At 67.5% G+C, this 16,386-nt stretch carries 13 protein-coding genes and 1 pseudogene; 6 read left to right on the top strand and 8 right to left on the bottom strand.

Annotated features, from left to right (window positions below; genetic code table 11):
• The first annotated feature begins 9 nt into the window (after nucleotides 1-9).
• A complete protein-coding gene (locus tag B7D75_RS07220; protein ID WP_053816842.1) occupies nucleotides 10-1,260 on the top strand; it encodes an OprD family porin in 1,251 nt (416 codons plus the stop codon).
• A 5-nt stretch (nucleotides 1,261-1,265) separates the two neighbouring features.
• Here B7D75_RS07220 and metR read toward each other — a convergent pair.
• Nucleotides 1,266-2,185, bottom strand: a pseudogene (gene metR, locus B7D75_RS07225) (transcriptional regulator MetR).
• A 110-nt stretch (nucleotides 2,186-2,295) separates the two neighbouring features.
• On the opposite strand from metR, the gene metE reads away from it, so the two are divergent.
• On the top strand, nucleotides 2,296-4,587 hold the full coding sequence (gene metE, locus B7D75_RS07230) for a 5-methyltetrahydropteroyltriglutamate--homocysteine S-methyltransferase (RefSeq protein WP_034080356.1): 2,292 nt from the start codon (nucleotides 2,296-2,298) through the stop codon (nucleotides 4,585-4,587).
• Nucleotides 4,588-4,709: 122 nt separating this feature from the next.
• A complete protein-coding gene (locus B7D75_RS07235) occupies nucleotides 4,710-5,696 on the top strand; it encodes an alpha/beta fold hydrolase (protein ID WP_012074733.1) in 987 nt (328 codons plus the stop codon).
• Between the two features lie 16 nt (nucleotides 5,697-5,712).
• On the opposite strand, the gene B7D75_RS07240 is transcribed toward B7D75_RS07235, so the two are convergent.
• The 5 genes from B7D75_RS07240 to glpF all read right to left on the bottom strand — a co-directional run bounded on the left by B7D75_RS07240 (nucleotide 5,713) and on the right by glpF (nucleotide 11,330).
• Complete coding sequence (locus B7D75_RS07240) at nucleotides 5,713-6,042, bottom strand: GlpM family protein (RefSeq protein ID WP_003119370.1); 330 nt, start codon at nucleotides 6,040-6,042, stop codon at nucleotides 5,713-5,715.
• A 131-nt stretch (nucleotides 6,043-6,173) separates the two neighbouring features.
• On the bottom strand, nucleotides 6,174-7,712 hold the full coding sequence (gene glpD, locus B7D75_RS07245; RefSeq protein WP_033996759.1) for a glycerol-3-phosphate dehydrogenase: 1,539 nt from the start codon (nucleotides 7,710-7,712) through the stop codon (nucleotides 6,174-6,176).
• Nucleotides 7,713-7,987: 275 nt separating this feature from the next.
• Nucleotides 7,988-8,743, bottom strand: coding sequence for a DeoR/GlpR family transcriptional regulator (locus B7D75_RS07250; RefSeq protein WP_107113875.1), 756 nt, complete (start codon nucleotides 8,741-8,743; stop codon nucleotides 7,988-7,990).
• Nucleotides 8,744-8,933: 190 nt separating this feature from the next.
• Nucleotides 8,934-10,451 (bottom strand): glycerol kinase GlpK, encoded by a 1,518-nt coding sequence (glpK, locus tag B7D75_RS07255; RefSeq protein ID WP_034080357.1) that lies wholly within the window; start codon nucleotides 10,449-10,451, stop codon nucleotides 8,934-8,936.
• 39 nt (nucleotides 10,452-10,490) lie between these two features.
• Entirely contained in the window at nucleotides 10,491-11,330 is an 840-nt protein-coding gene (glpF, locus tag B7D75_RS07260) for a glycerol uptake facilitator protein GlpF (RefSeq protein WP_012074735.1), read from the bottom strand.
• 264 nt (nucleotides 11,331-11,594) lie between these two features.
• On the opposite strand from glpF, the gene ybaK reads away from it, so the two are divergent.
• The 3 genes from ybaK (at nucleotide 11,595) to B7D75_RS07275 (ending at nucleotide 14,644) form a co-directional block, all read left to right on the top strand.
• A complete protein-coding gene (ybaK, locus tag B7D75_RS07265) occupies nucleotides 11,595-12,065 on the top strand; it encodes a Cys-tRNA(Pro) deacylase (protein WP_012074736.1) in 471 nt (156 codons plus the stop codon).
• Nucleotides 12,066-12,128: 63 nt separating this feature from the next.
• Complete coding sequence (glpK, locus tag B7D75_RS07270) at nucleotides 12,129-13,613, top strand: glycerol kinase GlpK (protein ID WP_012074737.1); 1,485 nt, start codon at nucleotides 12,129-12,131, stop codon at nucleotides 13,611-13,613.
• 245 nt (nucleotides 13,614-13,858) lie between these two features.
• Nucleotides 13,859-14,644, top strand: coding sequence for a PhzF family phenazine biosynthesis protein (locus B7D75_RS07275; RefSeq protein WP_058136392.1), 786 nt, complete (start codon nucleotides 13,859-13,861; stop codon nucleotides 14,642-14,644).
• 517 nt (nucleotides 14,645-15,161) lie between these two features.
• Here the strand turns inward: B7D75_RS07275 and B7D75_RS07280 are convergent.
• Nucleotides 15,162-15,584, bottom strand: coding sequence for a hypothetical protein (locus tag B7D75_RS07280; RefSeq protein WP_053816845.1), 423 nt, complete (start codon nucleotides 15,582-15,584; stop codon nucleotides 15,162-15,164).
• Nucleotides 15,585-15,682: 98 nt separating this feature from the next.
• Entirely contained in the window at nucleotides 15,683-16,213 is a 531-nt protein-coding gene (locus B7D75_RS07285) for a cytochrome b (protein ID WP_107113876.1), read from the bottom strand.
• Nucleotides 16,214-16,386: the final 173 nt, after the last annotated feature.

A 16,386-nucleotide genomic window follows, 5' to 3' on the forward strand; every position in this document is an offset into this window, starting at 1 on the left:
GGAGTGCGTATGAACAACAACAAGAAATGCGCGTTTGCCCTTTTCGCCAGCCTTGCCTGCGACGGCGCTCCGGCGCTGGCCGACGGCTTCGTCGAGGACGCCCGGGCCAGCCTGGCCCTGCGTAACTTCTACATGAACCGCGACTTCCGCGATGGTGCGGGACGTGCAAAAAGCGAGGAGTGGGCCCAGGGCTTCCTCTTCGACTACCGCTCGGGCTATACCGCCGGCACCCTGGGCATCGGTGTCGATCTGCTCGGCAAGCTGGGCGTTCGTTTCGACTCCGGAGCCGGGCGCAGCGGTACCGGCCTGCTGCCGGTCCGCGAGGGTGGCGGCGCGGCGGGTGACTACGCGCGGCTCGAACCGACCGCCAGGCTGCGCCTGTCACGCAGCGAACTGAGGGTCGGCGGCCTGCTGCCGAAGTTACCGACCGTCCAGCCCAACTACGGGCGACTGTTTCCCCAGGTGTTCCAGGGCGTGCTGCTGACCTCCGGCGAACTGTCCGGGCTGAGCCTGCATCTCGGGCGGCTGACCGAGGTCAGCCAGCGCAACGAGGCGGGTACCGGCGACCTGGCGCTGTTCAACCGCAACCGGCGTTTCGCCGGAGCGGCGCAGGCGGACCGTTTCGACCTTGCCGGCCTGGACTACCGCATCGCCCCGGACTGGACCGCCAGCTACCACCATGGCGAACTGGAGCAGGTCTACGTCCAGCATTTCCTCGGTCTCAAAGGACGCATCGGCGTTGCCGCGGACAGCCTGGAAAGCGACTTGCGCCTGGCGCTCAGCCGCGACGCTGGCGGCGCTCGCGGCGGCCGCATCGACAACCGCTCCTTCAGCGGGTCGCTCACCTACCGCCGGCGTAACGGCCAGGCCTTCGCCCTGGGCTACCAGCGGATGGGCGGCGATCACGGCTTCCCCTACCTGGAGGGGAGCGATCCGTACCTGGTCAACTTCGGCCAGTACAACGATTTCGCCGAGGCCGGCGAGTCCTCCTGGCAACTGCGCTACGACTGCGACTTCGCGCCACTCGGATTGCCCGGCCTGAGCCTGATGACGCGCTATTTCAGCGGCCACGGCGCGCAGCCGAAGGGCGCCGATGGCAGCCGCGAATGGGAGCGCGACAGCGACCTGCGCTACGTGTTGCAGGGCGGCGCGCTGAAGGGCCTGGGGCTGGTCTGGCGCAACGCGACCTATCGCTCGGCCTTCGCCCGCGACATCGACGAGAACCGCCTGTACCTGACCTACGAGCTGTCGCTGTTCTGAGCCGCTCAGCCCTTGGCGGCGCTGACCCCTTCGAGGGTGGCGAAGGAAGTGTCCTTGGCGGTGAGCAGGAAGTCGCGCATGAACGGCGCGTCGAGCATGTCCGCGCGGATCGCGGCGAAGAGCGTGCAGTACAGGCCCTTCTCCCGAGGCGGCGGGCGGTCACGTAGCCGCGCGAGCTGTACTCGTGCAGCGCCCAGTTGGGCAGGCAGCAGACGCCGCGTCCGGAGGCCACCAGTTGCATCATCATCACCGTCAGTTCGGCGGTGCGCACCTGGGCCGGCTCGATGTCGGCGGGGTCGAGGAAGCGGGTGAAGATGTCCAGGCGGTCGCGCTCCACCGGGTAGGTGATCAGGGTTTCCCGCTCCAGGTCTTCCGCGACGATGCATGGCCGGCTGGCCAGGACATGCTGGTTGGCCACCGCCAGCAGGGCCTCGTAGGTGAACAGCGGCACGTAGGTGATGCCGGGCAACTCGACCGGGTCGGCCGTCACCACCAGGTCGAGGTCGCCGCGGGCCAGGGCCGGTAGCGGCGCGAAGGAGAAACCCGAGGCCAGGTCCAGCTCGACCTCCGGCCAGGCGTCGCGGAACTGGTCGATGGTCGGCATCAGCCACTGGAAGCAACTGTGGCATTCGATCGCCATGTGCAGGCGTCCGGCGGTGCCGCCGGCGAGCCGCGCCAGGTCGCGCTCGGCGGTGCGCAGCTGGGGCAGCAGCGAGTCGGCCAGTTGCAGCAGGCGCAGTCCGGCGCTGGTGAAGCGCACCGGCTTGGTCTTGCGCACGAACAACTGCATGCCCAGGCGCTCCTCGAGCTCCTTGAACTGGTGCGACAACGCCGATTGGGTCAGGTGCAGGCGCTCGGCGGCTTCGACCAGGCTGTCGGCTTCGCGCAAGGCGTGCAGGGTCTTGAGATGGCGAAGTTCGAGCATGGCGCGCCTCTGTATGAGCAAAACTTGATGACAAAGCGAATTTATTGAGTTTGTCTCATGCGCCTGGCGCTGTCGACAATCCCTCCATCAATTTGCATGGAGATTTCGGCATGGCGCTCGCCCACACCCTCGGTTTTCCCCGCATCGGCCGCGACCGTGAACTGAAGAAGGCGCTGGAAGCCTACTGGAAGGGCGAACTCGACCAGCCCGGCCTGCTCCAGGTCGGCCGCGAGCTGCGCCGGCAGCACTGGCAACTGCAGAAGGACGCCGGCATCGAACTGCTGCCGGTGGGCGACTTCGCCTGGTACGACCAGGTCCTGGCGCACTCGCTGGCCTTCGGGGTGATCCCCGAGCGCTTCCGTCCGGCCGACGGCCAGCCGACCCTGGATACCCTGTTCGCCATGGCCCGCGGCGTCGCCCAAGGCTGTTGCGGCGGCGCGCATGCCCAGGAAATGACCAAGTGGTTCGACACCAACTACCACTACCTGGTCCCGGAGTTCACCGTCGACCAGGCGTTCAGCCTGAGCTGGACGCAGCTGTTCGAAGAGGTCGACGAGGCGCTGGCCCTCGGTCACGCGGTGAAGCCGGTGCTGATCGGCCCGCTGAGCTACCTGTGGCTGGGCAAGGCCAAGGGCGGCGAGTTCGACAGGCTCGAATTGCTCGAGCGGCTGCTGCCGGTCTACGGGGAGATCTTCCAGGGCCTGGCGGCACGTGGCGTCGAATGGGTGCAGATCGATGAGCCGATCCTCGTCCTCGACCTGCCGCAGGCATGGAAGAACGCCTTCGAGCGCGCCTACAACCTGATCCAGCGCGAACCGTTGAAGAAGCTGGTCGCCACCTATTTCGGCGGGCTGGAGGACAACCTCGGGCTGGCCGCCGGCCTGCCGGTGGATGGCCTGCACATCGACCTGGTGCGAGCCCCCGGGCAGTACCCGACCATTCTCGATCGCCTGCCGGCCTACAAGGTACTTTCGCTGGGGCTGGTCAATGGCCGCAACGTCTGGCGCTGCGACCTGGAGAAGGCCCTGGAGGTGCTCGCCCACGCCCATGAGCGGCTCGGCGAGCGGCTCTGGGTGGCGCCGTCCTGCTCCCTGCTGCACAGTCCGGTGGACCTGTGCCGTGAGGACCAGCTGGACGAGGAACTGCAGAGCTGGCTGGCGTTCGCCGTGCAGAAGTGCGAGGAAGTGGCGATCCTGGCGCGCGCGCTGGTCGAGCCGGAAGCGCCCGAGGTGCGCCAGGCCTTCGAGGTCAGCCGCCGGGTAGAGGCCAGTCGTCGCCGCTCGACGCGCATCCACAAGCGCGAGGTGCAGGCGCGCCTGGCCGCGGTGCGGCCACAGGACAGCCAGCGCGCCTCGGCCTTCGCCGAGCGCGCCGTGCAGCAGCGGGCGCGGCTGGAGCTGCCGGCGTTCCCCACCACCACCATCGGTTCCTTCCCGCAGACCTCGGCGATCCGCCTAGCGCGGCAATCCTGGAAGCAGGGCAGGCTCAGCCAGGCCGAGTACACCGAGGCCATGCACAGCGAGATCCGTCACGCCGTGCAAGTGCAGGAGCGCCTGGGCCTGGATGTGCTGGTGCATGGCGAGGCCGAGCGCAACGACATGGTGGAATACTTCGCCGAGCAACTGGACGGCTACGCCTTCACCCGCTTCGGCTGGGTGCAGAGCTACGGTTCGCGCTGCGTGAAGCCGGCGGTGATCTACGGCGACCTGAGCCGGCCGCGGCCGATGACGGTGGAGTGGATCCGCTACGCGCAGAGCCTGACCGGCAAGGTCATGAAGGGCATGCTGACCGGTCCGGTGACCATGCTCATGTGGTCGTTCCCGCGCGAAGACGTGTCCCGCGAGGTGCAGGCACGGCAACTGGCGCTGGCGCTGCGCGACGAGGTCAGCGACCTGGAGCAGGCCGGCATCCGTATCGTCCAGATCGACGAGGCGGCGTTCCGTGAAGGCCTGCCGCTGCGTCGCGCCGACTGGCCGCACTATCTGGAGTGGGCGACCGAAGCCTTCCGCCTGTGCGCTTCCGGGGTGCGCGACGAGACGCAGATCCACACCCACATGTGCTACAGCGAGTTCAACGATGTGATCGAGTCCATCGCGGCGATGGACGCCGACGTGATCACCATCGAGACCTCGCGTTCGGACATGGAGTTGCTCGAGGCGTTCGAGGCCTTCGCCTATCCCAACGAGATCGGCCCGGGGGTCTACGATATCCACTCGCCGCGAGTGCCGGCGGTGGAGGACATGGTCAAGCTGCTGAGCAAGGCCGCCGAACGGATACCGGCCGCGCGCCTGTGGGTCAACCCCGACTGCGGCCTGAAGACCCGCGCCTGGGCCGAGACCGAGGCGGCCCTGGCCAATATGGTGGCGGCCGCCCGCCAGCTGCGCCAGGCGAACCTCGCCTGAACGAGCCGCCGGGCGACCGCCCGGCGGCATTCATCAAACTGTCACGGTTTCGTGGCAGCACGCTGGACGAGATTTAATCAGAATCGCGTTCCACTGGGGTCTTGCGTTCTGGATTTTCCTTCATGCGTGCTTTCATCTTCCTGGCTGCCCTGCTGTGCAGCCTTTCTTCCTTCGCGGCGGCGCGTTGCGATGCGCGGGTAGCGACCGAGACCGTCGAACTGGGCGACGTGCGCCTGGCCTACCAGAGCATCGGCCGCGACAGCGATCCGGCCCTACTGCTGGTGATGGGCCTGGGCGGGCAACTGATCCACTGGCCGGACGAGGTGGTCAGCGCCCTGTGCGAGCAAGGCTTCCGGGTGATCCGCTACGACAACCGCGACGTCGGCCTGTCGGCCTGGAACGTGCCGGTGCCCAGCTCGCGGCTGACCTACGAAGTGGTGCGCTATCGCCTCGGCCTGCCGGTCAGCGCGCCCTATACCCTCACCGACATGGCCGGCGATGCCCTGCATCTGCTCGACGCGCTGGATATCCCCCAGGCCCATGTGCTCGGCGCCAGCATGGGCGGGATGATCGCCCAGCACATCGCCGACATGGCGCCGCAGCGCCTGCTCAGCCTGACCCTGGTGATGACCAGCTCCGGCGCCGAAGGCCTGCCGGCGCCCAGCGAGTCGCTGCTGCGCCTGCTGGCGCGACGCGAGGCGGCCAGCCGTGAACAGGCGGTCGAGCAGCAGGCCGACCTGCTGGCGGCGCTGGGCAGCCCGGAGGTGCGCGACGATCGTCAGCAGCTTCTGCAGCAGGCCGCGCGCTCCTACGACCGTGCGTTCAATCCCGAGGGCGTGCAGCGGCAACTGCTGGCGATCCTCGCCGAGCCGAGCCGGGTGCCGCTGCTCAATCGCCTGCAGGTGCCGACCCTGGTCATCCACGGCACCGCCGACCCGCTGTTGCCGGTGATGCACGGCGTGCACGTGGCGGCGCACATCCGCGGCTCGGAGCTGAAGCTCATCCCCGGTCTCGCCCATCGCTTCCAGGAAGCCTTCAAGGAGCCGTTGCTGGCGGCGGTGGTGCCTTACCTGAAGGCCCATCGCCAGGCCAGCGTCGTCCAGCTCTGAAGCCGCGCTCGCGGTCTCAGGCGTGCAGGCGTACCCAGAGGCCCACCAGCACGCTTGCCGCCACCAGCCAGGCCAGCGCCGCCAGGGCCAGAGAGGTCTCCAGGCGGAAGCGCTCGACCAGCAGGTAGAGCGCGGCGAGATAGACGAAGTAGGGGATGATCGACCACATGCCGAAGACGATGGTGGTCTTCAGGTCGTCCAGCGAACGGCCCTTGCCGACGATGTAGTGGGCGATCAGGGCGAAGGTGGGGAACAGCGGCACCAGGCCGGCGATGTAGTAGTTGCGGGTCTTCGACAGGACGGCGAGGAGCACGACCACGGCGGCGCCGATCAGCGCCTTGAACATCAGGTCCACGGGTTTCTCGACTGCGGCGGCGCCACCGGCTTGGTGGCGTCGCACATTATGCCCGGATCGTCCCGTGCCGTTCCATAACGAGCGAGGCCCGCAATGCGGGCCTCGTCGCTTCTGGCTGGCGATCAGGCCGCGCGGACCCGCGGGCGATGCGGATGCTCGCTCTGCAGGTACTGGCCGAGGCGCACCTGCTGACTCGGCGAGAGGAACAGGCCGAGCTTGCTGCGGCGCCAGAGGATGTCCTCGGCGTCCTGGGCCCACTCGTGCTCGCACAGGTAGTCCACTTCGCGGGCATACAGGCCGCCGCCCAGGTGCTCGCCGAGATCGGCTTCGCCGTTGACCCCGTCCAGCAGGCGCCACACGCGGGTGCCATAGCTGCGCGCCCAGCGCAGGGCCAGATCGCGGTCGAGCCAGGCGTAGCGGTTGGCCAGTTGCTCGGTGAGCGCCTCGACGCTCTGCATCTGCTCGCCGCCCGGCAGCGGCGCCTTGGCGGTCCAGGCCGGGCCGAGGTTGGCGAAGAACGGCTGAAGCTGCGCCAGCGCCGATTCGGCCAGCTTGCGGTAGGTGGTCAGCTTGCCGCCGAACACCGAGAGCAGTGGCGGCTCGCCGTTGCCGGCGGAGAGCGACAGGGTGTAGTCGCGGGTGATCGCCGAAGGCTCGTCGGACTCGTCGTCGCACAGCGGACGCACGCCGGCGAAGCTGTGCAGGATGTCGCTGGCCGCCAGCTGCTGCTTGAAGTGGGCGTTGACCACTTGCAGCAGGTAGGCGGTTTCCTCTTCGCTGATCGCCACCTTGGCCGGATCGCCCTGGTACTCGCGATCGGTGGTGCCGATCATGGTGAAGCGATCCAGATAGGGAATGGCGAAGACGATGCGGCGGTCCTCGTTCTGCAGGATGTAGGCGTGATCGCCTTCATACAGCTTCGGCACGATGATGTGGCTGCCCTGGATCAGGCGGATGCCGTAGGGCGACTTCTGTTTCAGGTCGTCCTGGATGAAGCGCGCCACCCAGGGGCCGGCGGCGTTCACCAGGGCGCGGGCGCGGATCGAATACAGGCTGCCGTCGCTGCGTTCCAGGTGCAGGTGCCAGAGGCCCTTGCTGCGGCGGGCGCTGACGCAGCGGGTGCGGGTATGGACGTGGGCGCCGTGCTCGCGGGCGGAGATCGCGTTGAGCACCACCAGGCGCGCGTCGTCCACCGCGCAGTCGGAATATTCGAAGCCACGGCGGATCTCGGCCTTCAGCGGGCTGCTGCCGGTGAAGCGCAGGCCGCGCGAGGCGGGCAGCTTCTCACGCTTGCCGAGGTGGTCGTAGAGGAACAGGCCGGCGCGGATCATCCAGGCCGGGCGCAGGTGCGGCCGGTGCGGCAGGACGAAGCGCAGCGGCTTGACGATGTGCGGCGCCTTGGCCAGCAGGACCTCGCGCTCGGCCAGGGCTTCGCGGACCAGGCGGAATTCGTAGTGTTCGAGGTAGCGCAGGCCGCCGTGGATCAGCTTGCTGCTGGCCGAGGAGGTGTGCCGGGCCAGGTCGTGCTGTTCGCAAAGGAACACCGACAGGCCGCGCCCGGCTGCGTCGGCGGCGATCCCTACACCGTTGATGCCACCGCCGACCACGGCGACATCGTAGACTTCGGCGAGTGGAGCGGAGGGGGTGTGCGCTTGACTCATGTGAAAGGCCCTGAAGTCGAAAGTGAACGTCGTTTTGTTCGAATTCGAAAATAGCTTAGTCGATTGCGCAGTTATTGACCAGTCCGATTCAGCAGGCTTTTTCAATTTCGAAGGGTTGTCCGGGCGCTACGCGTTCGCCCTTCCGCGCAGGAACAGCCCTCTCCGCATGCGCGAAGCGGCCGCCGATGGTCGCGGCGCATGGTCAGGCGTCGGCAGGTGGTTTTTCTGAAACGAACATTCACGGCGCCGAACGGCGCCGTGGGAGGGAAAATGCCTCAGACCAGGTCCAGTTGGACCTTGTGCTGCGCCATCAGGCGGGCGATGGCGGCGGGCGGCGGGCTGTCGCTGATGACCCGGTTGACCAGCGAGATCGGCCCCAGGCGGACCACCGCGTTACGGCCGAACTTGCTCGAGTCGGCGGCCAGGAACACCTGCCGGGCGTTGTCGATGATCGCCTGGGATACGCGCACTTCCTGGTAGTCGAAGTCGAGCAGGCTGCCGTCCTCGTCGATGCCGCTGATGCCGACCAGGGCGAAGTCGACGCGGAACTGCTGGATGAAGTCCACCGCCGCCTGGCCGACGATGCCGCCGTCGCTGCGCACGGTGCCGCCGGCGACCAGCACTTCGAAGTCTTCCTTGGCGCTGAGGGTGGCGGCCACGTGAAGGTTGTTGGTGATGATCTTCAGGTTGCGGTGGTTGAGCAGGGCGCGGGCGATGGCCTCGGTGGTGGTGCCGATGTTGATGAACAGCGAGGCGTTGTCCGGTACCAGGCTGGCCACGGCTTCGGCGATGCGCTGCTTCTCGTCGCGCATCTGGTCGGCGCGCATGGTGTAGGCGGTGTTCTCGATGCTCGAGTCGTAGGCCGCGCCGCCATGGTAGCGGCGCAACAGCCCCTGTTCGGCGAGCTGGTTGATGTCGCGGCGGATGGTCTGCGGGGTGACCGCGAACATCTGCGCCATCTCCTCGATGCTTAGGTAACCGCGCTCGCGGACCTCCTCGATGATGCTTTGCTGTCGGGGGGGCAGGTTCATTGGTTGTTCTCGTGCTGCCGGGCCGGAACCCTGGAAAGTCGCCAAGGATGCCGCACGAGGGGCCCCGTTGTCAGCCGCGCATGAAGCACGGAGGGTGGCGCGGCGGTCGCCGCAAACGTTGCCCAGGGCAGGCCAGAGCGGCGCGGGGAAAAGCGCCATCCGCTGCGTAACGGCGAATGGCGCCGGGCGCTCACCGCTCGCCGTCGTCCCAGTCGCGGGTGCGCTCCACGGCTTTCTTCCAGCCGGCATAGAGTTTTTCGCGCCGGGGTTCGTCGCACTCCGGCTCGAACACCCGTTCGATCACCGCCTTGCTCTTCAGCTCGTCGAGGCTGCTCCAGAAGCCGCAGGCCAGGCCGGCCAGGTAGGCGGCGCCGAGGGCGGTGGTCTCGCGCATCACCGGACGTTCCACGCGGGTGCCGAGGATGTCGGCCTGGAACTGCATGAGGAAGTTGTTGGCCACCGCCCCGCCGTCCACGCGCAGGGCGCGCAGGCGCTCGCCGGCGTCCTGCTGCATGGCGTCGAGCACGTCGCGGGTCTGGTAGGCGATCGACTCCAGGGTGGCGCGGATCAGGTGGTCGGCCTTGACCCCGCGGGTCAGGCCGAACACCGCGCCGCGCGCATAGGGATCCCAATAGGGCGCGCCGAGGCCGGTGAAGGCCGGCACCAGGTAGACGCCGTTGCTGTCCTTGACCTTGGTGGCGAAGTACTCGGAATCGAAGGAGTCGTTGATCACCTTCAGTTCGTCGCGCAGCCATTGCACCGTGGAGCCGCCGTTGAACACCGCGCCCTCCAGTGCATAGCCGACCTCGCCGCGCGGGCCGCAGGCGATGGTGGTGAGCAGGCCGTGGGTGGATTTCACCGCCTTGTCGCCAGTGTGCATCAGCAGGAAGCAGCCGGTGCCATAGGTGTTCTTCGCCTGCCCCGGCTCCACGCACATCTGGCCGAACAGGGCGGCCTGCTGGTCGCCGGCGATCCCGGCGATCGGCAGCTCGCCGCCGCCGACCCCGCCGATCCGGGCGTTGCCGTAGATTTCCGAAGAGTTGCGCACCTCGGGCAGCATCGAGCGCGGGATGTCGAGTACCTCGAGCATCCGCGCGTCCCAGTCGAGGCTATGGATGTTGAACAGCATCGTCCGCGAGGCATTGGTGTAGTCGGTGACGTGGACCTTGCCTTCGGTGAGCTTCCAGATCAGCCAGGTGTCGATGGTGCCGAACAGCAGGTCGCCATTGCGCGCGCGTTCGCGGGCGCCTTCGACGTTGTCGAGGATCCACTTCAGCTTGGTCCCGGAGAAGTACGGGTCGGTGACCAGCCCGGTGGTCTCGCGGATATAGTCTTCCAGGCCGTCGCGCTTGAGCTGCGCGCAGATCGCCGCGCTGCGCCGGCACTGCCAGACGATCGCGTTGTGGATCGGCCGGCCGCTGTGGCGGTCCCAGACCACCGTGGTCTCGCGCTGGTTGGTGATGCCGATGGCGGCCACCTGGTCGTGCTCGATGCTGGCCTGGGCCAGGGCCTCGACCAGGGTCGAGCTCTGCGTGGCCCAGATTTCCATCGGATCGTGCTCGACCCAGCCGGCCTGCGGGTAGAACTGGGCGAACTCGCGCTGGGCCTGGCTGACCACGTTGGCGTCGCGGTCGAAGACGATGGCGCGGGAACTGGTGGTGCCCTGGTCCAGGGCGACGACGTACTTCTTGTTGTGCTTGTCGGTCATGGCTGTGGCCTTGTGGCTATGGCGGGATGTAGCGGGCGGTCAGGAAGCGCGAACCTTCTCCGGCTCGGCGTCGGCCGGCGCCGCGGCGCTCGGCAGATGGCGCGCGATCAGTACACGATAGCCGCCGGCGCCGAGGCAGGCACCGAGGATCGGCGCGAAGATCGGCACCAGGAAGTAGGGAATCTCGCGGCCGCCGGTGAAGGCGATGGGCCCCCAGCCGGCCAGGTAGGTCATCAGCTTGGGCCCGAAGTCGCGCGCCGGGTTCATCGCGAAGCCGGTCAGCGGGCCCATGGCGCTGCCGATCACGGCGATCAGCAGGCCGATCAGCAGCGGCGCCAGCGGGCCGCGCGGCAGGCCGTTGCCGTCGTCGGTAAGGGCCATGATCACCGCCATCAGGATCGCGGTGATCACCATCTCGACGAGGAACGCCTGGCCGACCGACAGCGCCGGGTGTGGGTAGGTGGAGAATACCGAGGCCAGGGCCAGGCTGTCCTGGCTGCCGCGGACGATGTGCTGCGCCTGCTCGAATTCGACGAACAGGCTGCTGTAGAGGGTGTAGACCAGCGCCGCCGCACAGAACGCGCCGGCCACCTGGGCGGCCATGTAGAACGGCAGCTTGCGCCCCTCGAAGCCGGCGAACAGCCATAGCGCGATGCTCACCGCCGGGTTCAGGTGCGCGCCGGAGACGCCGGCGCTGAGGTAGATGCCCAGGCTGACACCGACTCCCCAGATGATGCTGATCTCCCACAGGCCGAAGCTTGCGCCGGCGACCTTGAGGGCGGCGACACAACCGGTGCCGAAGAAAATGAGGAGGGCGGTGCCGAGGAACTCGGCCAGGCATTGGCCGAACAGAGACGGGGTCGGGGCGGCAGTGGTCATGGGGCCTCTCTTGTCTGTTCTTGTAATTATGGCGGGCAGTCGTGAAAATTGTTCAGTTTCGAAAAAATATATTCACAAAGGAATGCTGTCAAAGCGCGAAGATGAACGTTTGTCCGAAAACCGACCCTCTGGTTTCGTTTTCGCGGCCAACCGAACATCCTGCCCGAGGCACGCCAGCCGCGGCATCGAGGCCCGTGCAGGGTTGCCGGGGATGGCTTAAGGTAGGCGCCGGTTTTCAGCCCACGTTCTTCTCCGGGAGTACCCATGACCCCTGCCATCGACCTGCTGAAAAAGGCTCGCGCCGAACACAAGGTGCTCAGCTACAGCCATGACCCCAAGGCGCCGTCCTACGGGCTGGAAGCCGCGGAAAAACTCGGCCTGGATCCGCAGCGGGTATTCAAGACGCTGCTCGCCGCCACGGAGAAGGGCGAATTGCTGGTGGCGGTGGTACCGGTGATCGGCAGCCTCGACCTGAAGGCCCTGGCCCACGCGGCGGGGGCGAAGAAGGCCGACATGGCCGATCCGCAGGCGGCGCAGCGGGCCACCGGTTACCTGGTGGGCGGGATCAGCCCGCTGGGGCAGAAGAAGCGCCTGCGCACCTTCATCGATGAAAGCGCGCGGCAGTACCCGAGCATCCATGTCAGCGCAGGACGGCGCGGGCTGGAGGTGGAGCTGGCGGCCGAGGTGCTGGCCCGGCTGACCCAGGGCTCGTTCGCCGCCATCGGCCGCGAATGAGCCGCTAACCCCGTCGGTCGAGCGACCGGCATTCGTCTTACTTTTCAATCTGTCAGGTTTTCCATGTCCCACTACCTCCTTGCCATCGACCAGGGCACCACCAGCTCCCGCGCCATCGTGTTCAGTGCCCAGGGCTTGCCGGTGGCGAGCTGCCAGCAGGAATTCAAGCAGTACTTCCCGAAGGACGGCTGGGTGGAGCACGACGGCGAGGAAATCTGGCTGACCACCCTCCAGGTCTGCCGCGACGCGCTTGCGCGCAAGGGCCTGAACGCGGCGGACATCGCCGCCATCGGCATCACCAACCAGCGCGAGACCACGCTGGTCTGGGACGCCGCCAGCGGCGACCTGGTCCACCCGGCCATCGTCTGGCAGGACCGCCGTACCGCCGACTACTGCGCCGAACTCAAGGCCGCCGGCCACGAGGCGAACGTCAGTGCGCGCACCGGGCTGCTGATCGATCCTTATTTCTCCGCCACCAAGCTGCGCTGGATCCTCGACAACGTGCCCGGCGCCCGCCAGCGCGCCGAACGCGGCGAGTTGCGCTTCGGCACCGTCGACTGCTTCCTGCTCTGGCGCCTGACCGGTGGGCGCTCCCATCGCACCGACGCGACCAATGCCTCGCGCACCCTGCTGTTCAACATCCACAACCAGGACTGGGACGAGGAGCTGCTGGCGCTGTTCGGGATCCCGCGCAGCCTGCTACCGGAGGTGCTCGACTGCGCGGCGGAGTTCGGCGTCACCGAGCCGTCGCTGCTTGGCGCGGCGATCCCGGTGCTGGGCATGGCCGGCGACCAGCAGGCCGCGCTGATCGGCCAGGCCTGCTTCCAGCCGGGCATGGTGAAGAGTACCTACGGCACCGGCTGCTTCATGATCCAGAACACCGGCGAGCAGCCGGTGACCTCGAAGAACCGCCTGCTCACCACGGTCGGCTACCGCCTGGACGGCAAGGTCAGCTACGCCGTGGAAGGCAGCATCTTCGTCGCCGGCGCCGCGGTGCAGTGGCTGCGCGACGGCATCAAGCTGATCGACCACGCCCACGAGAGCGAAGCCCTGGCGATCCAGGCCGGCGACTCCAACGGCGTCTACCTGGTGCCGGCCTTCACCGGCCTCGGCGCGCCCTACTGGGACCCGAAGGCGCGCGGCGCGATCTTCGGCCTGACCCGCGACACCGGCATCAAGGAGATCGTCACCGCCGGCCTGCAGTCGGTCTGCTACCAGACCCGCGACCTGCTCGAAGCGATGCGCCAGGACGGTACGCCACCCAGCGCGCTGCGGGTGGACGGCGGGATGGTGGTGAACAACTGGGTGATGCAGTTCCTCACCGACATCCTCGGCGTCACCGTGGAGCGCCCGGAAGTCACCGAGACCACCGCCCTCGGCGTGGCCTACATGGCTGGCCTGAAGGCCGGTTTCTATCGCGACCTGGACGACATCGCCAGCCACTGGCACCTGCAGCGCCGCTTCGACGCGCACATGGCCGAGGAGCGTCGCGGCGAGCTCTACGCCGGTTGGCAGAACGCGGTGCGGCGGGTGCGCAGCGAGACCTGAGCGGCTTTCCCGGCCGCCAGGGCGGACGGCGCAGAACTCGTTCGCCGACCCTGCGAGTCCGGTGCGGAACGCGGTGTTCTTGCCGATGGCTTCACAACGCCGGCAGGTCGCCGCAAACGCCCGCTCGGGCAATGGGTCGAAGGCAGGGCGAAGTCCCACTGTTACGATCGGAAAAGATCGTACTGTGTCGCCCATCCCGGAGCCGCTGGTGGCATGCCGGGGCGATCGTCCCCAGGAGGTGTGCCATGCAGCTCGAGTTCCATCAGGTCGACGCGTTTTCCTCCCGTCCGTTCAGCGGCAATCCCGCCATGGTCTATCGCCTCGACGCCTGGCTGGCCGATGAGCTGATGCAGATGATCGCGGCCGAGCACAACCTGTCCGAGACCGCCTTCGTCGTTCGCGAGGGCGAGGCCTGGCGGATCCGCTGGTTCACCCCGAGCGTCGAGGTGGCGCTCTGTGGCCACGCCACCCTGGCGGCGGCCCATGTACTGTTCGAGGTCCATGACGAACCAGGCGAGCGCCTGGAATTCATCTCTCGCTCCGGTGCGCTGCGGGTCGCCCGCGAGGACTCGCGCCTGGCCCTGGATTTCCCCGCGCAGTACCCGAGCGAGGTCGGCAGCACCATCGAACTGGAGCAGGCCCTCGGCCTGCCGCCGGTGGACGTGCTGGGCTCCACCGACAAGCTGCTGGTACTGCTCGAGTCCGAGGACGCGGTGCGTGCCTGCCGTCCGGACTTCGCGGCCCTGGCGCGGCTGCCCTGGCGCGGCGTGATCATTACCGCGCGAGGGCAGCAGAAGGATTTCGTCTCGCGCTTCTTCGCCCCGGTGATGGGCGTCGACGAGGATCCGGTGACCGGCTCCGCGCATTGCAGCCTGATTCCCTATTGGGCCCGGCGCTTGAACAAACTGTCGCTGACCGCCCAGCAGTGCTCGGCCCGCGGCGGCGAGCTGTGGTGCCGGCTGGAGGGCGAGCGGGTGAGTATCGCCGGGCATGCGGTGCTGGTGGCGAGCGGAAGGATTCGATTGAGCTGAGAGGCGTTTCAGGAGGGGGATGACCTCGTGCACGCCAGACCTCCACATACCGAAGCCCTGCGGATCGCGCTCCTGGCATGCACAAAGTGAGGCTTGCCCTCCAAGTGGTGGGGCGGCAAACCCGCCCCGTCAGGGGGCCGGATGCCGGGGCGAGTCTTTTGGTTCCTTACCACCAAACATGAAGCCCGCTCAAGCGCTAAGCAACAGCGTCCCCTCTCACTGCCGTATAGCTAAGAAATCACGAGCGATATAGACCCGTAGGGCGAATACCGCCACAGGCGGTATCCGCCGATGCCCCGGATAGGCGGCGGATAACCGCGAGCGGTTATTCGCCCTACGGATCAGGGTGTCGGTATGTGAAGGCCTGGCATACACGAAATCATGCTTGGCCTTCAGGCGGTGGGGCGAGTCTTTTGCACGCATTCACGGCCCTCCAGGCAGTCCCCGGGCACCTGTGCCGAAACGCCACCTCCGTGCCCTGAGTCATGGCGAATGCTCCAGGGCAAATCGCTAACCCTCAGTACCCATCCGCCACCGGCGCCAGGTAGAGCCCACCGGCACCGAGGGTAATGCGCAGGTTGCGGATTTCCCCGGCGCGCAGGGTCAGGGTCTGCCCGGCGAGGATGGTCATGCCGTTGCGGCAGGCGTCGCCCGGGCCGTTCGGCGCTAGCCGCAGGTTGACCGCGCCGGGTTGCAGGTTCAGCGCCAGGCTGGCGCCGGGCTGCAGGTTGCCGACCAGTTCGTCGTGGACATACAGGCCGACGTCGCAGGCGGTGCCGGACTCGACCCGCTCGCGGGAAATGTTGAGCACCGCGTAGCCGATCGGCGCCGGGTCCGGTTGCGCCCAGGCGCCGCCCGCCGGTTGTGGCTCCGTGGCGCCCACCGGAAGGGCGCAGGCGAGGGCGAGGATGTACAGCGAAAAGGGAAGCATACGGGACATGACGGGCCTCGACGGCGGGGGCGTGCGGAAAAGCTTGGCCGAAGCCGGGGGCCGCGACAAGTCGGGACGGGCAACCGCGCGCCCGTCCGTCGCCGGGATCAGGCGCCGCGCTGTGGCAGCATGGCGCGCAGTACATCGTCCTTCTGCACGCGGTGGTGCCAGATGGCCGCGACGGCGTGGCCGAGGATCAGCGCGAAAAGCAGGTACTGGAGGGTGACGTGGGTGCCGCCGGCGAACGCCTTGAAGGCTTCCGGCAAGTCGAACGGGCCGACCTGCACCAGCCAGAACAGGTCCAGCGGACGCTTGCCGGCGAGCATGCCGGAGAGCGGCATGACGATCAGCACCGCATACAGCAGCGCATGCCCGGACTTGGCCGCGAAGCGCTGCCAGTCGGGACAGGCGGCCAGGGTATCCGGGGTGCCCTGGGTGCGGTGCAGCACCAGGCGCGCCAGGGTCAGTAGCAGGACCGCCACGCCCAGCGACTTGTGCAGGGTGAACACGTTGCCCTTGCCGCCGAGCGGGCCGGCGAAAAGGTCGGCGCCGTAGGGCAGGGCGATGATCAGCAGCACCGCGATGGCGCTGAGCCAGTGCAGGGCGATCTGGGACGGGGAATAGCGGCGGATGGACATGGTTCTACCTCATGAAAATCAAGGTGAACATGTTAACCATGGGCTTTGTGTGGTTTAAGCCTCTTTACCGCGCCTTTACCCGTTCTTGACGCTTCGTCGGTTACCGGATGTTTCAGCTTGACCTTGACATCATGGGAAGGTTGACACTCGCGGCATCGATGACCACCAGAGAG

Source organism: Pseudomonas paraeruginosa (assembly GCF_003025345.2).
GTDB classification, from domain to species: Bacteria; Pseudomonadota; Gammaproteobacteria; order Pseudomonadales; family Pseudomonadaceae; genus Pseudomonas; species Pseudomonas paraeruginosa.